Annotated in this window: 22 protein-coding genes; 13 read left to right on the top strand and 9 right to left on the bottom strand. The window is 42.2% G+C overall.

What is annotated here, in order from left to right:
* Positions 1-5 precede the first annotated feature (5 nt).
* The 5 genes from F6K57_RS11055 (at position 6) to grpE (ending at position 7,251) form a co-directional block, all read left to right on the top strand.
* Entirely contained in the window at positions 6-1,667 is a 1,662-nt protein-coding gene (locus F6K57_RS11055; RefSeq protein ID WP_293067427.1) for an efflux RND transporter periplasmic adaptor subunit, read from the top strand.
* Positions 1,668-1,693: 26 nt separating this feature from the next.
* The gene (locus F6K57_RS11060) at positions 1,694-4,864 is read left to right on the top strand and encodes an efflux RND transporter permease subunit (protein WP_293067430.1); all 3,171 of its coding nucleotides are present in this window, start codon (positions 1,694-1,696) and stop codon (positions 4,862-4,864) included.
* A 143-nt stretch (positions 4,865-5,007) separates the two neighbouring features.
* Positions 5,008-5,505 (top strand): hypothetical protein, encoded by a 498-nt coding sequence (locus F6K57_RS11065; protein ID WP_293067433.1) that lies wholly within the window; start codon positions 5,008-5,010, stop codon positions 5,503-5,505.
* A gap of 16 nt (positions 5,506-5,521) precedes the next feature.
* Complete coding sequence (locus F6K57_RS11070) at positions 5,522-6,409, top strand: hypothetical protein (protein ID WP_293067436.1); 888 nt, start codon at positions 5,522-5,524, stop codon at positions 6,407-6,409.
* A 176-nt stretch (positions 6,410-6,585) separates the two neighbouring features.
* Positions 6,586-7,251: a nucleotide exchange factor GrpE gene (grpE, locus tag F6K57_RS11075; protein ID WP_293044982.1), complete on the top strand. Its 666-nt coding sequence runs from the start codon at positions 6,586-6,588 to the stop codon at positions 7,249-7,251.
* A gap of 259 nt (positions 7,252-7,510) precedes the next feature.
* Here the strand turns inward: grpE and F6K57_RS11080 are convergent, their stop codons facing one another.
* From F6K57_RS11080 to F6K57_RS11110, 7 genes are all read right to left on the bottom strand, one after another.
* Positions 7,511-8,206, bottom strand: coding sequence for a DevA family ABC transporter ATP-binding protein (locus tag F6K57_RS11080; protein ID WP_293067440.1), 696 nt, complete (start codon positions 8,204-8,206; stop codon positions 7,511-7,513).
* A 55-nt stretch (positions 8,207-8,261) separates the two neighbouring features.
* A complete protein-coding gene (locus F6K57_RS11085) occupies positions 8,262-8,390 on the bottom strand; it encodes a hypothetical protein (protein WP_293018043.1) in 129 nt (42 codons plus the stop codon).
* A 125-nt stretch (positions 8,391-8,515) separates the two neighbouring features.
* Complete coding sequence (devC, locus tag F6K57_RS11090; RefSeq protein ID WP_293044986.1) at positions 8,516-9,664, bottom strand: ABC transporter permease DevC; 1,149 nt, start codon at positions 9,662-9,664, stop codon at positions 8,516-8,518.
* 168 nt (positions 9,665-9,832) lie between these two features.
* On the bottom strand, positions 9,833-11,152 hold the full coding sequence (locus tag F6K57_RS11095) for an ABC exporter membrane fusion protein (RefSeq protein ID WP_293067444.1): 1,320 nt from the start codon (positions 11,150-11,152) through the stop codon (positions 9,833-9,835).
* A gap of 147 nt (positions 11,153-11,299) precedes the next feature.
* A complete protein-coding gene (locus F6K57_RS11100) occupies positions 11,300-11,827 on the bottom strand; it encodes a MarR family transcriptional regulator (protein WP_293018037.1) in 528 nt (175 codons plus the stop codon).
* Between the two features lie 35 nt (positions 11,828-11,862).
* Positions 11,863-12,036, bottom strand: coding sequence for a hypothetical protein (locus tag F6K57_RS11105; RefSeq protein WP_293018036.1), 174 nt, complete (start codon positions 12,034-12,036; stop codon positions 11,863-11,865).
* Between the two features lie 79 nt (positions 12,037-12,115).
* A complete protein-coding gene (locus tag F6K57_RS11110) occupies positions 12,116-12,856 on the bottom strand; it encodes a phycocyanobilin:ferredoxin oxidoreductase (protein WP_293018035.1) in 741 nt (246 codons plus the stop codon).
* A gap of 299 nt (positions 12,857-13,155) precedes the next feature.
* Here F6K57_RS11110 and F6K57_RS11115 point away from each other — a divergent pair, with 299 nt between their 5' ends.
* The gene (locus F6K57_RS11115) at positions 13,156-13,284 is read left to right on the top strand and encodes a hypothetical protein (protein ID WP_293067449.1); all 129 of its coding nucleotides are present in this window, start codon (positions 13,156-13,158) and stop codon (positions 13,282-13,284) included.
* A gap of 219 nt (positions 13,285-13,503) precedes the next feature.
* Positions 13,504-13,701, top strand: a complete 198-nt coding sequence (locus tag F6K57_RS11120; protein WP_364302334.1) for a twin-arginine translocase TatA/TatE family subunit — start codon at positions 13,504-13,506, stop codon at positions 13,699-13,701.
* Between the two features lie 47 nt (positions 13,702-13,748).
* Here the strand turns inward: F6K57_RS11120 and F6K57_RS11125 are convergent, their stop codons facing one another.
* The gene (locus F6K57_RS11125) at positions 13,749-14,459 is read right to left on the bottom strand and encodes a Crp/Fnr family transcriptional regulator (protein ID WP_293018033.1); all 711 of its coding nucleotides are present in this window, start codon (positions 14,457-14,459) and stop codon (positions 13,749-13,751) included.
* 196 nt (positions 14,460-14,655) lie between these two features.
* Positions 14,656-14,781, bottom strand: a complete 126-nt coding sequence (locus tag F6K57_RS11130) for a hypothetical protein (RefSeq protein ID WP_293018031.1) — start codon at positions 14,779-14,781, stop codon at positions 14,656-14,658.
* 280 nt (positions 14,782-15,061) lie between these two features.
* Between F6K57_RS11130 and F6K57_RS11135 the strand changes: the two genes are divergently transcribed.
* The 6 genes from F6K57_RS11135 to F6K57_RS11160 all read left to right on the top strand — a co-directional run.
* The gene (locus F6K57_RS11135) at positions 15,062-15,844 is read left to right on the top strand and encodes a globin domain-containing protein (protein WP_293018029.1); all 783 of its coding nucleotides are present in this window, start codon (positions 15,062-15,064) and stop codon (positions 15,842-15,844) included.
* A 137-nt stretch (positions 15,845-15,981) separates the two neighbouring features.
* Entirely contained in the window at positions 15,982-16,269 is a 288-nt protein-coding gene (locus F6K57_RS11140) for a hypothetical protein (RefSeq protein ID WP_293067454.1), read from the top strand.
* A 91-nt stretch (positions 16,270-16,360) separates the two neighbouring features.
* Entirely contained in the window at positions 16,361-16,645 is a 285-nt protein-coding gene (locus tag F6K57_RS11145) for a hypothetical protein (protein WP_293067457.1), read from the top strand.
* Between the two features lie 18 nt (positions 16,646-16,663).
* A complete protein-coding gene (locus tag F6K57_RS11150) occupies positions 16,664-17,233 on the top strand; it encodes a DUF4255 domain-containing protein (protein WP_293067460.1) in 570 nt (189 codons plus the stop codon).
* Positions 17,234-17,271: 38 nt separating this feature from the next.
* Complete coding sequence (locus F6K57_RS11155; RefSeq protein WP_293067463.1) at positions 17,272-18,312, top strand: hypothetical protein; 1,041 nt, start codon at positions 17,272-17,274, stop codon at positions 18,310-18,312.
* A gap of 24 nt (positions 18,313-18,336) precedes the next feature.
* On the top strand, positions 18,337-19,936 hold a 1,600-nt coding region (locus F6K57_RS11160; RefSeq protein WP_293067466.1), incomplete at its 3' end, for a hypothetical protein.

Raw genomic sequence — 19,936 nt, forward strand, 5'->3', positions numbered from 1 at the left:
CCATTATGCACAAGACAGAAACAATCCTGGCTTCAACGTTTACCTTTTTGCTGCTGATAGCGATCGCACCAGTTGCTGTTTTCGCCCATGCCGGGCATGGCAATGAGTTCCAAAGCGGAACCGAAGCCACGAGCAATCCGGAAGGAATTAAGGTAGATGCGACAACCGCTAGTCAAATTGGGATTAAACTCCAATCCGTCTCTAGGCAGTTTTTGGATATTGGTATTAAAACCACCGGGCAAATTGAAACCCAGCCCAACCAACAGGCGCAAGTAACAGCGCCGATTCCCGGTACAGTTGCTAAACTTTTGGTCAAACCAGGTCAGAGGGTCAAAAAAGGTCAAGCGGTTGCTGTCATCTCTAGCTTGGAGTTAATTGAATTGCGGGTTGAGTCTCTCGACAGACTGACTGAAGCTAAGGCAACATTGGGAGAAGCTGAGGCAAATCTCGAACTAGCTAGGGAAAATTTAGAACGTCAGCGTCAAATTGCTGCTGCTGAAATCGATGAAGCTGAAACTCAGCTAGCAGTAGCCCAAGAAGAGTACGATAAAGACCTAGCATTAGCAATCGAAGGTGCTCTGGCTCGACGTCAGATGCTAGAGTCGAAAACTAAGCTAGCAGAGGCTAAAACCTTACTGAAAAGAGCATTTAGCCGTCGGGAAGTTCTGGAAGCAGAAGCGGAACTAAAACGGGCTCAAACAGCGGTTAAGGCTGCCAAATCTCGGGTTCAACTGAGCGATACTACCTACAAAACCCGACTGCAACAACTTAGTAATTCTGCTAATGAGCAAGGAAAGGTAACGGTGCTTGCTCCAATTTCCGGTACAGTAGCGCAGTGGCAAGTAAGCTTGGGTGAATCCTTTGAAGACGCAGGTGGGCAACTGATGACGATTGTTAACAATAATCAAGTCTGGGCAACTGCTAATATTTATGAAAAAGACTTATACAAGGTAAAAATAGGTCAAAAGGTCAGATTAGAAGTTTCTAGTCTGCCTAATCAGACTTTTACAGGTCAAGTTAGCCAAATCGACCCGATAGTGGCAGGTCAGACACGAGTAGTGCCAGTTAGGGTAAGGTTGGATAATCCTGGAGGGCAACTAAAACCAGGAATGTTTGCTCAATTAAAGATTTTCACTGATAAAACCAATGTAGCTACTTTAGCGATTCCTCAAGATGCTTTGGTGGATGCTAATGGTAAACAACTGGTTTATGTAGAAAATGGTCAGAACTTCTATGAACCTGTAGAACTTGCTCTTGGTTCAACTTTTGGGGATTTCGTAGAAGTCAAGAATGGTTTATTTGAAGGTGACCAGATTGTGGCTGAAGGGGGGGTGATGTTGTACGCCCAATCCTTAAGGGGTGGCTCTAAAGCTGATCACCATGAACATGAGCAAGAAGAACATAATCATGAGGCAAAATCGACTAACGTTAATGTTGCTAGCCTACCCTGGTGGTGGGTTTTGCCTGTAGGAGGGGTAATTACAGCTGGTGCTTTTATGCTGGGACAGCGCACTGCTTCACAATCAAGACCAGCACCTATAGAAATTTCAGATGAACTGACCAATAATAGCTATCATGCCACTGCTGGTGTAAAAGGAAATGGTCAGAGCAATGGGGATGGCTATTTAGATTCGGCGATTTCTAATAGTTTCGTAAACAAGCAATAATCAGCAAGGCTGTAGGTAAGACCAAAATGCTCAACTCGATCCTTAAGTGGTCTATTACTCGACGCTGGCTAGTTGTAATTGGCGCTATCATCGTCACACTTTGGGGATTTCGGATTATTTCCCAAATGCCCTTAGATGTATTTCCGAATTTTGCTCCTCCCCAAGTTGAAATTCAAACGGAAGCGCCGGGATTGGCTCCAGAAGAAGTGGAATCTTTAGTCACAATGCCTGTCGAAAGCGCGATCAATGGCATTCCTGGATTGACTACAGTACGCTCGTCTTCGGGAGTGGGCATTTCCGTAGTAAAAGTTATTTTTAAATGGGATACTAATATCTATCAAGCTCGCCAGTTAGTAACTGAACGGTTACAACAAGCTGCTGCCAGATTACCGGAAGGAGTAGAATCACCGCAAATTTCTCCCCTTTCCTCGCCCATTGGTACCATTCTTTCCTACGCTTTTACCATTGACGAAGATGTAGAGACGCCAGATGTCCCCTCTAAAATTGACCTAATGGCTGTGCGTCGATTGGTTGACCGAGATATTACCAACCAATTATTGGCAGTAGCGGGGGTAACTCAGGTAATTGCCTATGGGGGAGATGTGCGTCAGTATCAGGTACTGGTTGACCCTGCCAAGTTAACCGCTTTTGATGTTTCCTTAGCAGAAGTTACGGAAGCAGCAGCAGCAGCAAATACTAATGCGGCGGGTGGCTTTCTGATTAGTCCAGACAAGGAACTATTAATTCGAGGCATTGGACGAGTTGAGTCAATCGAGGATTTAGAACAATCGGTGGTAGTGGCACGTAATGGCACACCAGTGCTGCTTTCTGATATCGCCGATGTCCGCATTGGTGCTGCCTTGAAGCGGGGTGATGGTAGCTTGGATGGGAAAAAAGCGATTGTGGTGCTAGTTAACAAACAGCCCCTCGCTGATACTCCTACTGTTACTAAAGCCGTAGAAGCAGCCATGGAGGAAATTAAAGGGGGTTTGCCGGAGAATGTCAAGGTTACTGTTACGTTCCGCCAATCCGATTTTATTGATGCCTCAATTAAAAATGTCAGGAATGCCCTACGGGATGGCATCATCATTGTTTCTATTATTTTGTTTCTGTTCTTGATGAACTGGCGCACTGCCATTATTACCCTAAGCGCTATTCCTCTGTCTTTGCTGATTGGGATGATGCTACTCAATCTCTTTGGTTTGGGAATTAATACCATGACTCTGGGAGGATTAGCTGTAGCAATTGGGTCAGTGGTGGATGACTCGATTGTGGACATGGAAAATTGCTACCGGGGATTACGGAAAAATCAGCAAGCAGGAAATCCTCTCAACCCTTTACAGGTGGTTTATAACACTTCAGTGGAAGTGCGAGTAAGTGTGCTGTTTTCTACAGTAATTATCGCTGTAGTCTTCGCACCAATTTTCACCCTTACTGGTGTTGAAGGTCGTATCTTTGCACCGATGGGAGTAGCCTATCTAGTGTCCATTTTTGCCTCTACATTTGTAGCCCTGACCCTGAGTCCAGCTTTGTGTGCTTTCTTGCTTGCTACTGTACAGTTACCAGAAGAAGAAACTTGGGTAGCGCGGTTTTCCAAAAAACTATATCAGCCATTAATTCGGTTTTCTATTCATGCTCCCAGTCTAGTTTTGCTAACAGCAGTAGCAGGGTTTGTGGCTTCTCTAATTATTTTTACCTCTCTAGGACGAGTCTTCTTACCAGAGTTTCAGGAGCGATCGCTTGTGAATGCTTTCACTCTCTATCCCGGTGTCTCTCTGGAAATGACGAATCGGGCTGGTTCAGCCATGGAACTAGCTCTCAAAGATGACCCCCGGTTTGAGTCAGTGCAGTTACGTTCAGGGCGTGCTCCCGGTGATGCTGATGCTGGTAGTGTTACTCTGGGTCATTTGGATGTGGAAATTTCAGAGGAGGGGATGAAAGACCGAAAAGCAACAATTGAGAAACTCCGTGAGGAATTTGCTAAGTTACCAGGGGTAGCCCCTAGTATTGGTGGTTTTATTTCCCACCGCATGGATGAAGTCCTCTCAGGAGTTAGGAGTGCGATCGCAGTCAAAATTTTTGGTCCGGAACTTTCGGAATTACGAACTATTGGTGCTCAAGTTCGAGATGCCATGCAAGATATTCCTAGTGTGGTGGATCTAATTCTTGAACCCCAAATTCCGATTAAACAGGTGCAAATTACGTTTGACCGCGCTGCTGCTGCTCGTTATGGTCTTAGTGTTGGTCAGCTTTCAGAAATTGTTGAAACTGCTCTCAATGGTAGAGTTGTCTCGCAAGTACTGGAAGAGCAACAGTTATTTGATTTAGTAGTATGGTTGAAAGCCGAATACCGCAATAATCTTAATACCATTAGCAACCTGCTAGTTGACACTCCCACGGGTACTAAGATTCCTCTTGCCCAAGTTGCTCAGATTAGTTATGGTAAGGGACCCAACACCATCAACCGCGAAAATGTTTCTCGTCTGATTGTGGTCTCAGCTAACGTTGCTGATCGAGATTTAGGTAGTGTAGTTGAAGAGATTCAAGCCAAAGTCAAGGAGAAAGTACAATTACCTTCCGGTTACTTTATCCAATATGGAGGACAGTTTGAATCAGAACAACGAGCATCTCAAAATTTACTAGTATTCGGTACTCTGGCACTGATTGTGATTGCTGTTTTAATGTACTTTGCTGTCAAGTCAATTTCAGCAACAGTAATGATTATGCTCAATCTGCCTCTAGCATTAACTGGGGGAATTTTTTCCGTTGCCCTCGGTGGTGGTATTCTCTCTGTTGCTTCCATGGTAGGGTTTATCACTCTTTTTGGTGTTGCTACCCGCAATGGTTTACTTCTGGTAGATAATTACAACAATAAATTGGCTCAGGGAATGCCTTTAAAGCAAGTAATTATGGACGGTTCAACGGAACGATTAGTGGCAATTTTAATGACGGCTTTGACTTCAGCGTTAGGGATGGTTCCTCTCGTAATTGGCACGGGGGCAGGGAAAGAAATTTTACAGCCATTGGCAATAGTTGTTTTGGGAGGGTTGTTTACGTCTACAGCTTTAACCTTATTGGTATTACCAGCTTTGTATGCTCAGTTTGGTCGCTTTTTCATATCTAAACCAATCAATCCAGGGATTTTACCTGAAGAATTAAATTCATCTTTTAAAAGTGGTTCAGTGGTGGGTCAATAGTGACAGGGAGCAGGGAGCAGGGAGCAGGGAGCAGGGAGCATAAAAACAAATTGTCTACTTCATAGTCAGTAAAACCGCTTTATTAAATGTAAATAGTTTTAGTGCTTATCAAAAAAATAAATTAGTTTTAAAGGAGTCAAACTATGAGTTCGTGGTTGCAGTCAAATTTAATTGTTCTCTCTAGTGTGGTATTGATGTTTTTAGCCTCTTGCGGCAATAGTACACAGGATACTAATAAAACTACTTCCTCAGAGACAACTGCAAAAACTAATGAAGTTCACTCTTCCAATGATGGTCACAATCACTCCCACACTAATGGGGATGGTTATTCCCAAGGTGGTCAAATAATTGAATCTGGTTCTTATCATTTAGAGTTGTTACCTATCGTAGAAAAACAGGGAATTCACTTAGACTTTTTCCTACAACAGGGTGAGGAACACAAAAGTGTATCTAATGCCAAAGTCAAGGCTCAAATCCAGTTACCAAATGGTGAGCAAAAGAATCTAGATTTTAGCTATGATAAGGCTGGTAAACATTACGCTGCTTTTTTACCAGGGAAAGCTACTGGGGAATATAAGGTGGTCATTCAAACTGACATTAACGGTAAAAAAATCAACGGTCGCTTTTCCTTTAAACAATAAATATTGAATAACTTTTGTGGGTAAAGACATCATGAATCGTTTGGTTAGCGCATTACTAGTTAGTTCTACTTTATTGCTGGCTCAAAGTTGTTCAACACTAGGGCAATCTGGAGATGCATCTGTTGAGGGAGATAAACACCATGGTCACCATAATCACAATGAGCATGGTCATCACCATGGTAGCCATGGTCACGTAAATAAACCATCTGTAAATACTAAAGCTATACTAACGACTCCCTCAACAATTAATTTAGATAAACCAAATAATTTGGTAATTGAGATTCAAGACTCTGAGGGAAATGCTGTTCCTGATTTTGAGGTTTTCCAAGAAAAAATAATGCATTTAATTGTAGTCAGTGATGATCTTGATTTTTACGATCATATTCATCCTGATTATAAAGGAAATGGACGCTTTGAAGTTGAAGCTAATTTTCCTAAACCTGGTGATTATACTCTTTTTAGCGATTACAAACCAACCGGAAAACCAGAGCGAGTTTCGGTAGTCAAAGTAAAAGCACCAGGAACTAGTTCATCTATAACTGAGATAGAAATTAAGAATACTAAAGTTTTTGGCAATACCAAGGTTGAGCTGAGTTTTGATAAACCCAAAGTTCAGGCTAATGAGGAAGTGATGATTAGCTTTAACTTAAAGAATGCTGCTAATAATAATCCGGTGAATGATTTACAACCTTATTTGGGAGAAGCTGGTCATTTAGTAATTGTTAAAAAATCAGAATCTATAACAGCATCTGATTACATTCATGCTCACGCACTTCCAGGTAAAACTACTGAACCGATACGTTTTGCTACCCAATTTCCTGAAAAAGGCACATATAAAGTGTGGGGTCAATTTAAGCGTAATGGTGAGATTGTAACCGCTGATTTCTGGGTAAATGCACTTTGAGCAAATATCTAATTTGGTCAGCAGTCAGCACTCAGCCTTTGGCCAGGGCTGATAGCTGATAGCTGATCGCACTTACCAAGAATCACAATCAGGGATATGATGATTACTCTATTGGAGTTGATCAGATTTATACATCTTCTCCTGTTATCCTTTATCCTTGATAAGTCAGCCTGGAAATGACCGAGTCTTCCTATCCCAATTACAGTGAACAGTTGCGACAACTTATGGCAAAAGTGGGTATTCCTAGTTTTAAGCAACTCAGTCTCAGGGCTGATGTTTCCGAGTTGCAACTGAGGCGTTTGCGGAAAGGTCAGGTCTCGCAGATGCAGCTAAAAACGCTGCTGAAACTTGCTCAAGCGTTGCAGGTGTCGGTGAATCAGTTACTGATTCTGTTTTTGCCAGATTCTGTTTCTACGTTACAGCAGGAAGACTCAACATTAAAGCAGGAGTACCAGCGTCTGGAACAGCAGTTGGAACAGCAGCGCGAGACTTTAATGCAGGAGTTTCAGCAATCTAGTTTACAAGTGCTAGAATCCTGGCTAGTCCAATGGCCCACTGCTGCTTATGCGGCACAACAGAATGAGCAGTTACCAGCTGTGAGATTATTGCCTCTGGTAAAGCCAGTGGAACAGTTGCTAGAAAAATGGGGTGTGGATGCGATCGCATCTGTGGGGGACGAACTCCCTTACGATCCACAACAACACCAACTCATGTCAGGCACTGCTCAACCAGGTGATCAGGTTAGGGTACGTTACACTGGCTACCGCATTGGTGATAAGTTGCTGCATCGTGCTAAAGTTAGTCCAGCTAATATAGCAAAGGGAGTAGGGAGTAGGGAGTAGGGAGTAGGGAAGAGGGAATAAAAATTATCACAATTACTACACGGATTGCTATAGTAGTAAATTAACAATTAATTAAATTTAGTCATTATAAAATTGTTAATTTCTAGTTTAGATTTTCCATTAACAATTTTATATTTTATATTTGTAAGCTGTTTCTTTTAAGCTGATGTTAATTTAAATTGGTTATTACCTGTTCCCTGTTCCCTGTTCCCTGTTTCTTTTGAGTAATTTAGATATCCCAATCTAAATACTGAACAGCTTAATTAACTGCTTTGATACCATTAAGACGCCCATCTTCCATATTAACAATCCGGTCAGCAATATCGAGAATTCGATTGTCGTGAGTAACCAGTAAAATTGTACATCCTTGTTCTTTAGCTAACTGCTGCATTAAATCCACCACTTCACGACCGGATTTACTGTCTAGTGCTGCTGTTGGTTCATCTGCTAAGAGTATCTTGGGATTACCCACTAAAGCACGAGCGATCGCGACTCGTTGTTTTTGTCCTCCAGAAAGTTTATCTGGGTAGTAATTCACCCACTGACCTAACCCCACTGCTTCTAATATAGCTACTGATTTAGTAATAGCATCTTTAGTAGAAAGTTCTGGATGTAGTTCTGCTGACATTTGGACATTTTGGCGAGCCGTTAAACTTTTGAGTAAGTTATGAGCCTGGAAAATATAGCCAATATGACGCCGCACTGCAATCAAATGACGTTTATTGGCTCCGAGGAGTTGCTGTCCTAGAATTTTGAGACTACCAGATTGAGGCGATCGCAATCCTCCGATTAGGGTTAGTAATGTCGTCTTACCCGATCCCGAAGGACCAGTCATCAACACAATTTCTCCTTGGTGGATGTCTAGGTCAATATCAAACAAAACCTGTTTCCGTAGAAAACCCTTACCAAAGTAATGGTTGAGATGCTTAATGGATACAACTGGTTCGTCCACCATGACAGTTTTCGTTCCTAGCTAGTTATTAGTTATTGATTATATAGCTGTTTTTCAGCTAGTAAAGTACAAGTTTTTGGCTTTTAGGGAGCAGGGAGCAGGGAGCAGGGAGCAGGGAGCAAGGAGCAGGGAGCAGGGAGCAGTAAAGTCGGAAGAGGAAAGAGGTAATTTTTTTTTTGTACTTCATTAGGGTAAAAAGCACTATATAGGGATCCGTGTAGGAATTGTTATAATTTTTGATGCCATATTCCCTACTCCCTACTCCCTGTTCCCTCTTCCCTATTCCCTGTTCCCTTTGCTATTAGCAATAGTTTAAAAAATATCAGCGGGATCGGCTGCTTGGAGTTTCCCAATCGCGATCGCACCGGAAATACAACACATGATAATCGTCAGAATCAACACTGTTACCGCCCTAGCTAGACTCATGGCTATGGGTAAACTGGTAGCATTTTTCGTTAAACTATACAACCCTAAGGCTAGTCCATATCCAGGAAAATAACCTAAAATTGCCAGAATTATAGCTTCTTGAAAAACGACAATCAATAGATAGCTGGTTTTATAACCCATGGCTTTAAGGGTAGCATACTCAGGCAAATGATCCGCGACATCAGTATATAGAATTTGATAAACAATCACTGTACCCACGATAAATCCCATCGCGCTACCGAGGGTAAAAATAAAGCCAATAGCTGTACTGCTTTGCCAGTAAGCTTTCTCCCAATTAACAAACTCTTCCTTGGATAAAACTAGAACATCCTTGGAAAGTTCGCGCCTCATCTTCTCTACAACTATCTCCACATCTAACCCTGGTTCTAATTCAATCAAACCGATATCAATCAGTCCTCTATGGCGGTCAGGGAAAAGGCGGAAAAAGTTTAAATCACTGGTGATCACATTTCCATCTGCTGCAAAGGAAGCCCCTAGGGTGAATAAGCCTCCTACTCGAATGCGACGTTCTTTGACTTCAGTGGTTATCTCTTTGCCCTGATTAAACTCTTCCGCAATAGGTCCATATTCAGGTCTGGAGCTGTCATCGAACAAAACGACATCTGGCATTTTAATTGTATCCAGATTGCTGGTTACTCCAGATAAATTGAATACGTTGTCAGTAGGATTAAACCCAATCACAAGCACACTACGAGTTTCACGGGTTTGAGGATTTTTCCAGAGGGCAAAGTCCATATATATCCCACGAATCGATTTGACCCCATCAAATGCAATACTTTGATACAACCTGCGACTAGGAAAACTTTTCATAGCGATTGTTGCTTGGGACTGGGGACTAATCAAAAAAATGTCACCCTGTAAGCTATTATGTAGTGTCACATTACTTTCAAACAGGGCATCCCGAAAACCCATTTGCATAAACATTAAAATATCGGCAAAAGCAATTCCTGCCAGTGCCACCAGCAAACGCATTTTTTCATGGGTCAATTGTAACCATGCTAAAGGTATTTTCATTATTAATAGTTACTAGTTAATGACCATTTTTGAATTCAAAATTAAAAATTAAAAATGAATAGCCTTATACTTTGTAAGTGTTTCCACCGGATACAAGCCCACGAATTAATTTATAGGTTAGTTTTTAATTTTGAATTGATAATTTTTAATTGGAGCGATAGCGATTGACTAATAAGTAGTAACTATTTTTACGATGACTTGAGAGTTAGTTAAATCAGTAACCGTCTTGCTGTCTTCTGGATTGAGACGAATATCTACTTCGACAACTCTGGCATCTACGTCAGCAGCTGGATCAGTGTCAAGAACATCCTGTTTGTCAATTTGTTGCCCAATTCTAACTACAGTGCCATTGAGTTTACCTTCAAATGCCTTGCTTTCACTAATAATAGTTACTTTCTGCCCTAGCTTGACTTTACCAATATCACTTTCGTAGACTTCAGCAACAACCATCATTTGGTCAGTTTGCCCTAGTTCCACAATTCCCTTTTCTGGATCGATGGTTTCTCCTGGATAAGTGTTAATTTTCAAAATTTGACTATCTAGTGGAGAATGGACGTAAGCAAATTTTAATTCTGCTTCGGCTTGCTTGACTTGTGCCATAGCCATTTCTAGCTCCGCTTCAGCCTGTCTAATATCTACTAGACGTACTTCTTTTATCTCTTCGAGGGTAGCTTTGGCTTCGTTAATCTGTGCTTCTACCACAGCTAGGGTCTGGTTGCGGTTGACAATAGCTTCTTTGAGTTCTTCCCTGAGGGTGCTTATAGTTTGGCTGCGGTTGGCTATGGCTTCACTGACGCTCTCTTGGGCGGTTTCTACGCTTAGGCGGCGGCTGTCTAATTCGGAAATTGCGATCGCACCGTCTCGTTCTAACTGCTCATAGCGCTGAAAATCTGCTTGCACATTCCTTAACTGAGCCTCTAATCGCCTGACTGTGGCATCTTTCTCTTGTTGTGTTTCTTGCAGCTGAGTCTGTAAACGGTCAATGCGAGTTTGTAGCGCCTCCTTCTGCCCCCGATACTCTGCCTCTAGTCGTTTAATCTTAGCCTCCTGAGCAGCAATGGTGCCACTTTTAGCACCGGCTTTGACTTTCTCCAAGTTCGCACGGCTTACTTTAACCTCCGCTTTGGCTCGTTCTAAATCCGCTTGTAAGCGATCGCGATTTTCCATGATGGCAATCAATTGATTGGCACCTACTTTATCCCCTTCCTTAACCAGTAACTGAGCCACCCTTGGTGCTTGAAAAGTCGTTGGAGCAGCTAATTGAATAACTTCCCCCTCAGGTTCGAGACGTCCTAGAGCAGTTACAGCTCGGATAGCTGGGGTTGTACTGGGGGATGGCACTGGTTCTGGCGGGCGCTCACTGACCATTTCCAAACTATATCGGCTAGCGACCACAGTTGCCAGAATCCCAACACTAGCCAGTACAATCACCCAACGACTTAGGGGCTTTGATAATCCCTGATCTTTTATCCCAATCTTTGGCTCCATGACTCCTCCCGTTAAATCAACTTCTGTCGGTTATATGAGCCATAACTATCTCTTTTGTGCCATATTATATGGCTCCTTACTATTTAATTTATCATAACGGAAATACAATTACGAGCACCGGTAAAAGATTTTTTGAGCAATCCCTCATTACTGGGTCAGCTGAAATTCAGCAGAGTGCATAGCAGGGGTTCCCGCTCGCAACTTTGCTAAAAGTTTAACGAAGGTTTTCTTTTCTGCGCCAGTCAGGTTAGCCATCAAACCTGTCACCCGATTAAAGTGGTTGGGAAGCATTTCCTTCAAGAACTGCCAACCGTTTGGGGTCAGCTGAACCATCAGCATCCGTCGGTCATCTGGGTGGGGCTGGCGTTTAACTAACCCTTGACGTTCGAGACCATCGAGCAGACCTGTGATCGTCCCACGAGTAACACCAGCCTGTTGAGCACATTCGGAAGGAGTCAACCCTAACTCACCAGCTTTGTGTAATAGCATGAGTACGGTAAACTTACCGATTGATAACTCGTAGCGACCCAAATGAGTGTCAATCGCTTCGTAGATCTCAGTGGTAGTTTTCAGGAACGACAGACAAGTAAACACTGATGCTATATCTAGCTCAGGGTACTGTCTCGCCACATTTAGCAGTTCCTGCTCTGAGGGAAGGTCACGTTTAGTGAACATAGTCTATCCCCTTAAAAAAGTTTGCCGACTTATTATTATCGTGCCTTACTATAGTATTTTTCAAATAGGTGAGGTATACAAGTTGTGGATTTTACGTAACAGGGAATAGGGAATAGGGAATAGGGAATAGGGAAAAGGTAACAGGTAACAGGTAACAGGGAAAAGGTAACAGGTAACAGGTAACAGGAAAAAAATCCTGTGTACCTCATTAATATGATAACCGCTATCATCCATTGCTCCATCCCTAAACTAATCAGCAAACTAATCAGCTTTACCATTCATTAAGTATCAAGATCCTGGCAAGTCAAATAGTACGGAGGTCATATAGTTCTCTGCCCATTCAACACCAAACGCTTTTTCAAGCACCCGCCGGGTTTTGTCATTCTGCCGCTGCTTGCTGCAATAATAGTGTTGACCTGCAATAATTTCTGCTTGCTTTTCTCTAGAGACCGGTAGGGCATTTGCAGCATGGGCACAGTGAATCTGTAATAAATCATCCACCCATGCCAGGAACTGTGCTTCTTCTTCTGGACCATTGGGACGCACAAAAATGCAAAATTCTGAAAAAATGTCCGCCCAAGGTGGTAAGTCACGGGGCTGTTTAAACTCAGGTTTTGGTAGGGTCTCTAAAGAACAGTGATAGGCTTCTGGTAAGGTACGTTTAGGGTGGAGTGGAGAAAGGTCTGCGATCGCAGCGCTGATTTGTCCTCTAGCTGCCACCACATCACAGCCAAACATGGGCAAAGCATACTCTGGACGAGGAAACATTACACAGTGTAAAATGTCCAACATCTCACCTATTTTTGCCAATTCCAGGTGCATTTTCCGAAACTGACGTGTTTGATAGCAATGGTTTTCGATAGTCAGTTTCTCTCCCTCAAGCCGTCCTTCCACGTAGCCTAACTCGGCTGGTAAATCATAGGTCGAAAGGTCGAAGTAGCGCCGCCAGTTCGATTCAATACAGTCCGCCAGCTTAGCGCACAGAGGGTTTTGTTGGGTTCTTAGGGATGGCGTGGAAGTGGTTGACATTCCTTAACACTTAAAGGCTATGGGTAACATTGAGGCAACAGGCTTGCAGACAAAAGGGTTGGATGGGTTCTCCCCCCATTATCCCCCTTAACAAGAGGGGTAGGCAAAAGATAAAAGGCATACAAGACTTGAAGTATCAACCATTGCATTGATTGTAACCTTTGCAAATGGTAGATTTTTATACTTTATCTTTCCTCCTTCATCCAACGACCTCTATCTTCTCACCTTATCGGTGACCATCAATTGGAGCAAGACATCCTAAGTATGGACTTCGGATAAGCTTAGGATATCAGCTTGCCATGGGCAATCCTTTAGCGCTACACAAAACTTTGTTACTGCTGGGATTGGATCTAGGATTTTGTTTGCGATTAGCCCGAAGGGCTACGCTACGCGAACGCATGGAATTCCTTCCTAGTACCATGGACTAGGGGTGCATTGCTGAGGGGCGGGATGAATATGAGTGGGGTGGGCAGGATGCCCACCCTAAAATGACTACATTGAGTCGGCTACCTAGATTGAGCTAGGTTGATTCTGCGCCTAGTAAAACCATAGAGTAGATTAGCTAGACAATTTTTTGGCTTTGCTGTGAAGTAGGATGGGCTAAGTGCTATCAAGCAGTTCAAGGTTAATTCTAGGTTAAAAGGAGTTTGGAGGAAATTGATATGTTTGGTTTAGGATGGCCGGAAGTAATGATTATTGGCGTTGTGGCGGTTGTGATTTTTGGACCGAAGAAAATTCCTGAAATCGGCAGCGCCCTAGGGAAAACCCTCAGAGGCTTCAAAGACGAGATGAATAATCCGACATCAGACGCTAAGGAGTCACAAACTGAGCAGAAAGATTCATAATTAACAAAACTTTCAGCGCTTGATTCATCCTACTTCGTTGTCCGCGATTAGCCCGAAGGGCTACGCTTCGCGAACGCATCTAACTGCTGCCAGTCATTGATAATAATTTTGCCTCCCCGCTTGTAGGTAACCACTGAATTGATCGAATTTATCTTTTTGAACAAACGCACGCATTCTTCATAGGTTATACCTATACTGCGAGCAATTTGATAGTACGGAAGGTTGACATTTAAGGAGTCTCCCTGAGCAACAGACTGAGTTCCATAGCGAGTTGCATAGTATTGCAGTAGACGCACCAGTCGTACAATTGCCCTTTCAGAAATTAGCCCATGTACGGTGTTATGAATTTGTTGCAGGCGTTGGTTAAAGACTTCCAGGATTCGCAACGCCACTTCTGGGGTATGGCGAATAGTCTCTAACAGGGCCTCTCGTTCTATGGTTAGCACTAGGGAGTCCACCTGACAAATAACTGTTGCGGGAGCAATACCATTACCAAAAATTGCCGGAGCTGCAAAAATATCCCCCTCAGGGATGATGCGCAAAAGGCTTTCTTTACCACTCGTCCCGGTTTTTTTAATTTGCAGGGTTCCCTTGATTAAGGCATAGAGTTGGCAGGGGAGGCGATCGCCCTCGTAGATCACAATCTCATCCCGCAAATAAGTCCGTACTTTGGTATAAGGCTGAAGATTCTCTAGCGCTGAGGTTTCTAGGTCTTTCAGCACCCAGACTTGAGCTAATTGTTCTATGGATGAGACCATGCCTACCAGTCCTTTGAGAGTGTTTGATAGTTATAGTATTTCTCAATTCGGTAGGGAGCAGGGAGCAGGGAGCAGGGAGCAGGGAACAGGGAGCAGGGAACAGGGAACAGGGAGAAGAGTGTGGGGAGAGGGGGTAGTGTGGGGAGAGAGGGGAGAGCACAAGAGTGTGTGTGGGGAGAGGGAGGAGAGGGAAGAATTAGTTTGAGATTAATTTGGTATCTTTAAATACTTTTTTTCTAATGGTCTTGATGCATATCCTCATCTGACTCCCCATTTCCCCATCTCCCCATCTCCCCATCTCCCCATCTCCCCATCTCCCCATCCCCCCACACTTCCCTCCCTTTCCCTACTCCCTACTCCCTACTCCCTTTGCTTTTACTTCCTTTATGAGCTAGCTCAAGGACAGCCCTAACTATTTCTGTCACAGTAAAACTAGCAACGAGTTCAGAGATATAGCACTACGCATTAAGGTGTTTGACATTGATACAAGCTGAAACGCTCTTTTAGTGAACTTTTGCCTCTTGCCTCTTGCCTCTTGCCTTGCGCGTAACGCTATATTTCCAAATCTTAGAACTTCCTAAATTTGTGATGAGGAAAGGATAATGGTTAATGCGATCGCTAAAGCAAACACATCGTTTAGCACTTCTCTACAAAAATTAGCTGACTATCCACATACAGGGATGATTAGCAAAGTTTTGCTCAAGGATAACAATTGCCAATACACCCTATTTTGTTTGGCAAAAGGTACAGCAATTGAGGAGCATACTTCACCTCGTAATGCGGCCATCACGGTAATTGAAGGGAAAGGAATTCTGACCTTAGACCAGAAAGAGATTACCTTAGAAGCAGGAGTCTTTATCTTTATACCTGCTAAAGCACCTCATAAGTTACAAGCCCAAGAAAATCTTAAATTTCTGCTAACCCTCTCGGAACAGCCCTTACCGGTGAATCAGGTTAGCCAAGAAACCATAGATATCATCAAGTCCACAGCCCCCCTCCTCAAAAAGCATGGTAAGCAAATTACTACTCGGATGTATGAAATCATGTTTCACAACCATCCAGAGGTAAAAGCACAGTTTGATATGTCAGCTCAAGCTAATGGTTCTCAACCAGCAAAATTAGCTACAGCAGTCTATAGTTATGCTACCAAAATTGATAATCCGGAGGATTTAAAATCAATGGTTGAGTTGATTGCCCATCGTCATGTAAAAACCAATGTTAAACCAGAACAATATCCCATTGTGGGAGAGAGTTTACTACAAGCGATGAAGGATGTGTTGGATGAAGCGGCGACAGAGGAAATGATAGTAGCTTGGACAGAAGCTTATCAGATATTAGCTGATATTTTTATTAACCGAGAACGTCAAATCTATCAATCATTATAGCAATCTGGGAGTCGGGAGTCGGGAACAGGGAGTAGGGAGTAGGGAGTAGGGAATATGAGAACTGCTATATTGCCGTTAGTTTAAATTCCCAGCAGTCAAAACCTGCTCAACGGTTAACATCAGCTCAGGAAACGTAGGTGATGTTAACCGTTGATTTCCAGTTGCCGTGGAACGGGCATGTTGGTGGAACGGGCATGTTGGTGGAACGGGCATGTTGGTGGAACGGCCATGTTGGGGGAACGGGCATCTTGCAGTGGAATGGGCATCATGGTGGAACGGGCATCTTGGTGGAATGGGCATCTTGCCCGTTACAATTCCCAGGCGGGCAGGATGCCCACCCCACTCCTATTCATCCCGCCCCTCAGCAATGCCAAAAATCCTGTGTACCTCATAGCTATAAGAAACGCTATAAGCACCTCAAGTAGCGTGGCCAACGGCCAACGGCTGACTGCTGACTGCTGACTGCTGACTGCTTACGAAAAATGATCCGAGTTGAATATAGCGGTTTCTATCCTAATGAGGTACACAGGATTTTTTCCCTGTTCCCTGTTCCCTGTTCCCTGTTCCCTAAAACCAAGGACTCTGTACCTCACCCAATTAAAAACCGCTATATTCCTAAAAATATTACGATATATTTCATTGTTGAATATTCCTAAAAATGTTACGATATATTTCATTTTTAGGGATTTTCTCTCTTTTGTTGTTTTTCATGTTAGGGTTATTTTGGTGGCAGTTATAAGTATAGAAAACCTATTGCCCTATTCCATAGTCTTCTTGTCAATATTATCCTCCAATTATTAGGCGGGATAGATACTACCTATGTTGGATCATGTTCTCTCGTTTCTTAAGGAACAACTCAACAGCTACATCCGAGTAAAAACCGGGGGTCAGGCTTTTGAGGTCTTATTTCTTCAGGATCGCAACGGGAAAGAAGTTTCCTTAGAAGAGAATGCGATTACTACCTTATTAGTCAACTTAGAAGAAGACTATACCTTTCGTTCTGGTGCCGCCTATGAAAGGATGCCTAATCAGGGGGGTAACCAGCAAAACAACCCTAATCTTTACCTCAATTTATACGTTCTCTATGCTGCTAATTTTACTAATTACCGGCAATCTTTAAAGTTTTTATCCCTAATTATCAAATACTTTCAAAGTCATCGATTATTTGATTGTCGTAACTCTCCAACCCTCAGTTCGGAGATCCAAAAGTTGACCATAGAACTGGTTAATTTGCCTTTTACTGAACAAAGAGAGGTTTGGTCTGGTTTAGGCATGTCTTATATGCCTTCAGTCATTTATAAAGTCAGAATGGTTGTCTTTGCCGATGGGGATACGCTGGAAATTGGCTCTGATGTAACTGAGAGGGAAGTTAGTAGTTCAAGAATCTAGTATCGCCGACAAACTAAAACACAATGGTCATCTAGATTATGCTTTATAAGCAACTGTTTGAATTGAGTATTCTTCACGACTATTATCGGGATAAAGTCTGCCCGGACTTAAGTGTTGAACCAACACCTGAATGTAGCAGGATACTTAGGGGTCATCGTCTGATTGTTAAGAATAAAGTTAACGGAATAGTGGTCATTGCCCCAGTAGTTACGGAAGATTCAGAAAATTCAGAAAATTCAGAAAATTCAGAAAATTCAGAAAATTCAGAAAATTCAGAAAATTCAGAACAGAAACCCTGGATAGAACTTGCTGATAATTTGCGATTTACTTTTCTATTGAAAATCAAAAATCAAGATTTTATAGATTTCACAGATCTTGAATGGAAACCCGTTGATAATGTTATTTACCTGTTTAGTAATGAAAGGAATACTAAAATTGGAGTGTCAGACTTAGAAAGAACTAGAACTAGATTGCCTGGTAGTGATCAAGAAGTAGTGATACTTGCTATTTTAAGGCTGATTACTATTTTACGGCTGATTAGAGAACGACTATACCGATTTGTCTTACTACTTAAATTGTCTGATCACAAATTACCCAGGGGACAGCCGTTTTTTGGCATAGTCTATATTTATAATAACTCCTCTATGCCTAAATCTTTTAAAGATTCGAATCAGGGCAGTAAATATAGTGACTATCAAATCACCTTTCAAGCCAAAAAACAACACTGGCGCTATTACCTGGTAACAGATCAGTTAACTAATGGCGATGAATTCTTGATTGAAGATAAAGATCCGACCAGGAAACCAAAAATTCAATTTACTAGATCTACGAGTGCCGAAGCTGAAAAAACAGATCCAATATTTTCTGCCCTTAACCAACAATTTCCTGTTCCTGAATTTCCAAAATATCTCTTTAAATCTGACTCAGAAATTGCTTGTCAGGAAGCTGGGATAAAAAATATTCAACTTTTAAAAAAGAAAAAGACTGAACTTGGCGATCCCTCTGTGTGGATTGATCATTTACCTAATCCCCCTAATCAGAACGGAATTCAAGTCATTAATGCCCTGAAATACCTATAAAAATTGAAACGTAAGGATTGAACCATGGTAACGTATAAAACTCCCAATGTTTATGTCGAGGAAATTTCTACATTTCCCCCCTCAGTCGCTGAGGTATCTACAGCGATTCCAGCTTTTATCGGTTACACAGAGAAAGCTAAACGAGGCAGTGAAGATTTAACCAATACACCCACTCGAATTAGTTCACTGCTTGACTATGAAACTTTGTTTGGCAAAGCTCAAGCAAGTAAATTTGTAGTAACAGCAAACGGAGATGGTATTGCTAGCATTGAACCTCCTGAATTCAAGTATTTAATGTATTATGCCTTGCGGATGTATTTTGATAACGGTGGGGGCAGTTGTTACATTGTTTCGGTGGGTAATTACAACGGAACTAAAAAAAATAATGATTTTAGAGCAGGCTTATCAGCTTTAGAAAAAGAAGATGAACCCACTTTAATCATGCTTACCGATGCCGCTAATTTAAGTACTGAAACCGATTATTACGATCTTTGTGGACAAGCTTTGATGCAATGCAATAAATTAAAAGATCGGTTTGCAATCTTCGACGTTATGAAAGATAAAGTTGATGAATTCCGAGATGGAATTGGTACAGCATATTTAAAATATGGCGCAGCTTATTCTCCCTACCTCCAAACATCACTCAACTACTATTACACCGATGTTTCTGTAACTGTATCAGTCCTAGACATACGCTTTGAATACACCACAGACCCTAAAGGTATTCTAGTCACGTATACAGGGAATAAGGAAGATCAACCTAAAGTAGCTATTACTACTAGTACAGGTACAGATCAAAAACAAAATATCGATTTTTCGCTCGACCGTAATACTAAGACTCTAACAATAAAACTCAATGCAAGCAGTGCAAAAGGAAAAAACATCATCGCCGAATGGAAAAAATGGAAAAAAATTCCTGAAAATAGCAATGGTAATTCCTTCAATATAGAGCAAAACGGAGATGGTAGTGACGATATATCATCAGTTGTCAATCCAACACCTCTCGAAGCCCTACATCCCAAGGTGTACAACACAGACCTTAATGGTATTTTAGTCACTTATGTCGGTCCGGAGAACGATGAACCCAAAGTAGCTATTACTCTTGACAAGAATCAGCCAACAGATGTAGACTTTGAAATTGACAGTAACTTGACTCTAACAATAAAACTCAAAAGAAACACAGCAACTGTAAAACAAATTACCGACGCATGGAAAACATGGAAAGCTGGAAATAGCACTGATAATAATTTTGAAATAAAGCAAAGCGGAGATGGTAGTGCCGATATATCATCAGATTCAGAAAATTCAGATGGTAGTGCCGATATATCATCAGATTCAGAAAATTCAGATGGTAGTGCAAAACCTCTCACTACCCCTCCTCCTCTAGAGTATTACAAAACTACTAAAACAGATTTGTATAACAAGGTTAAGACTGAACTAGGTAAACAGCGAGTCGTATTACCTCCAAGTGCTGCTGTAGCAGGGGTATATGCCAGGGTAGATCGGGACAGGGGAGTTTGGAAAGCACCTGCTAATGTCAGCTTGGCATCGGTACTTGCGCCTACGGAAAAAATTACCAACGAGGAACAGGAAAATCTTAACGTTGATCCCACCGCCGGTAAAT

The sequence above is a fragment of the Moorena sp. SIO4A5 genome (assembly GCF_010672005.1).
Lineage (GTDB): Bacteria > Cyanobacteriota > Cyanobacteriia > Cyanobacteriales > Coleofasciculaceae > Moorena.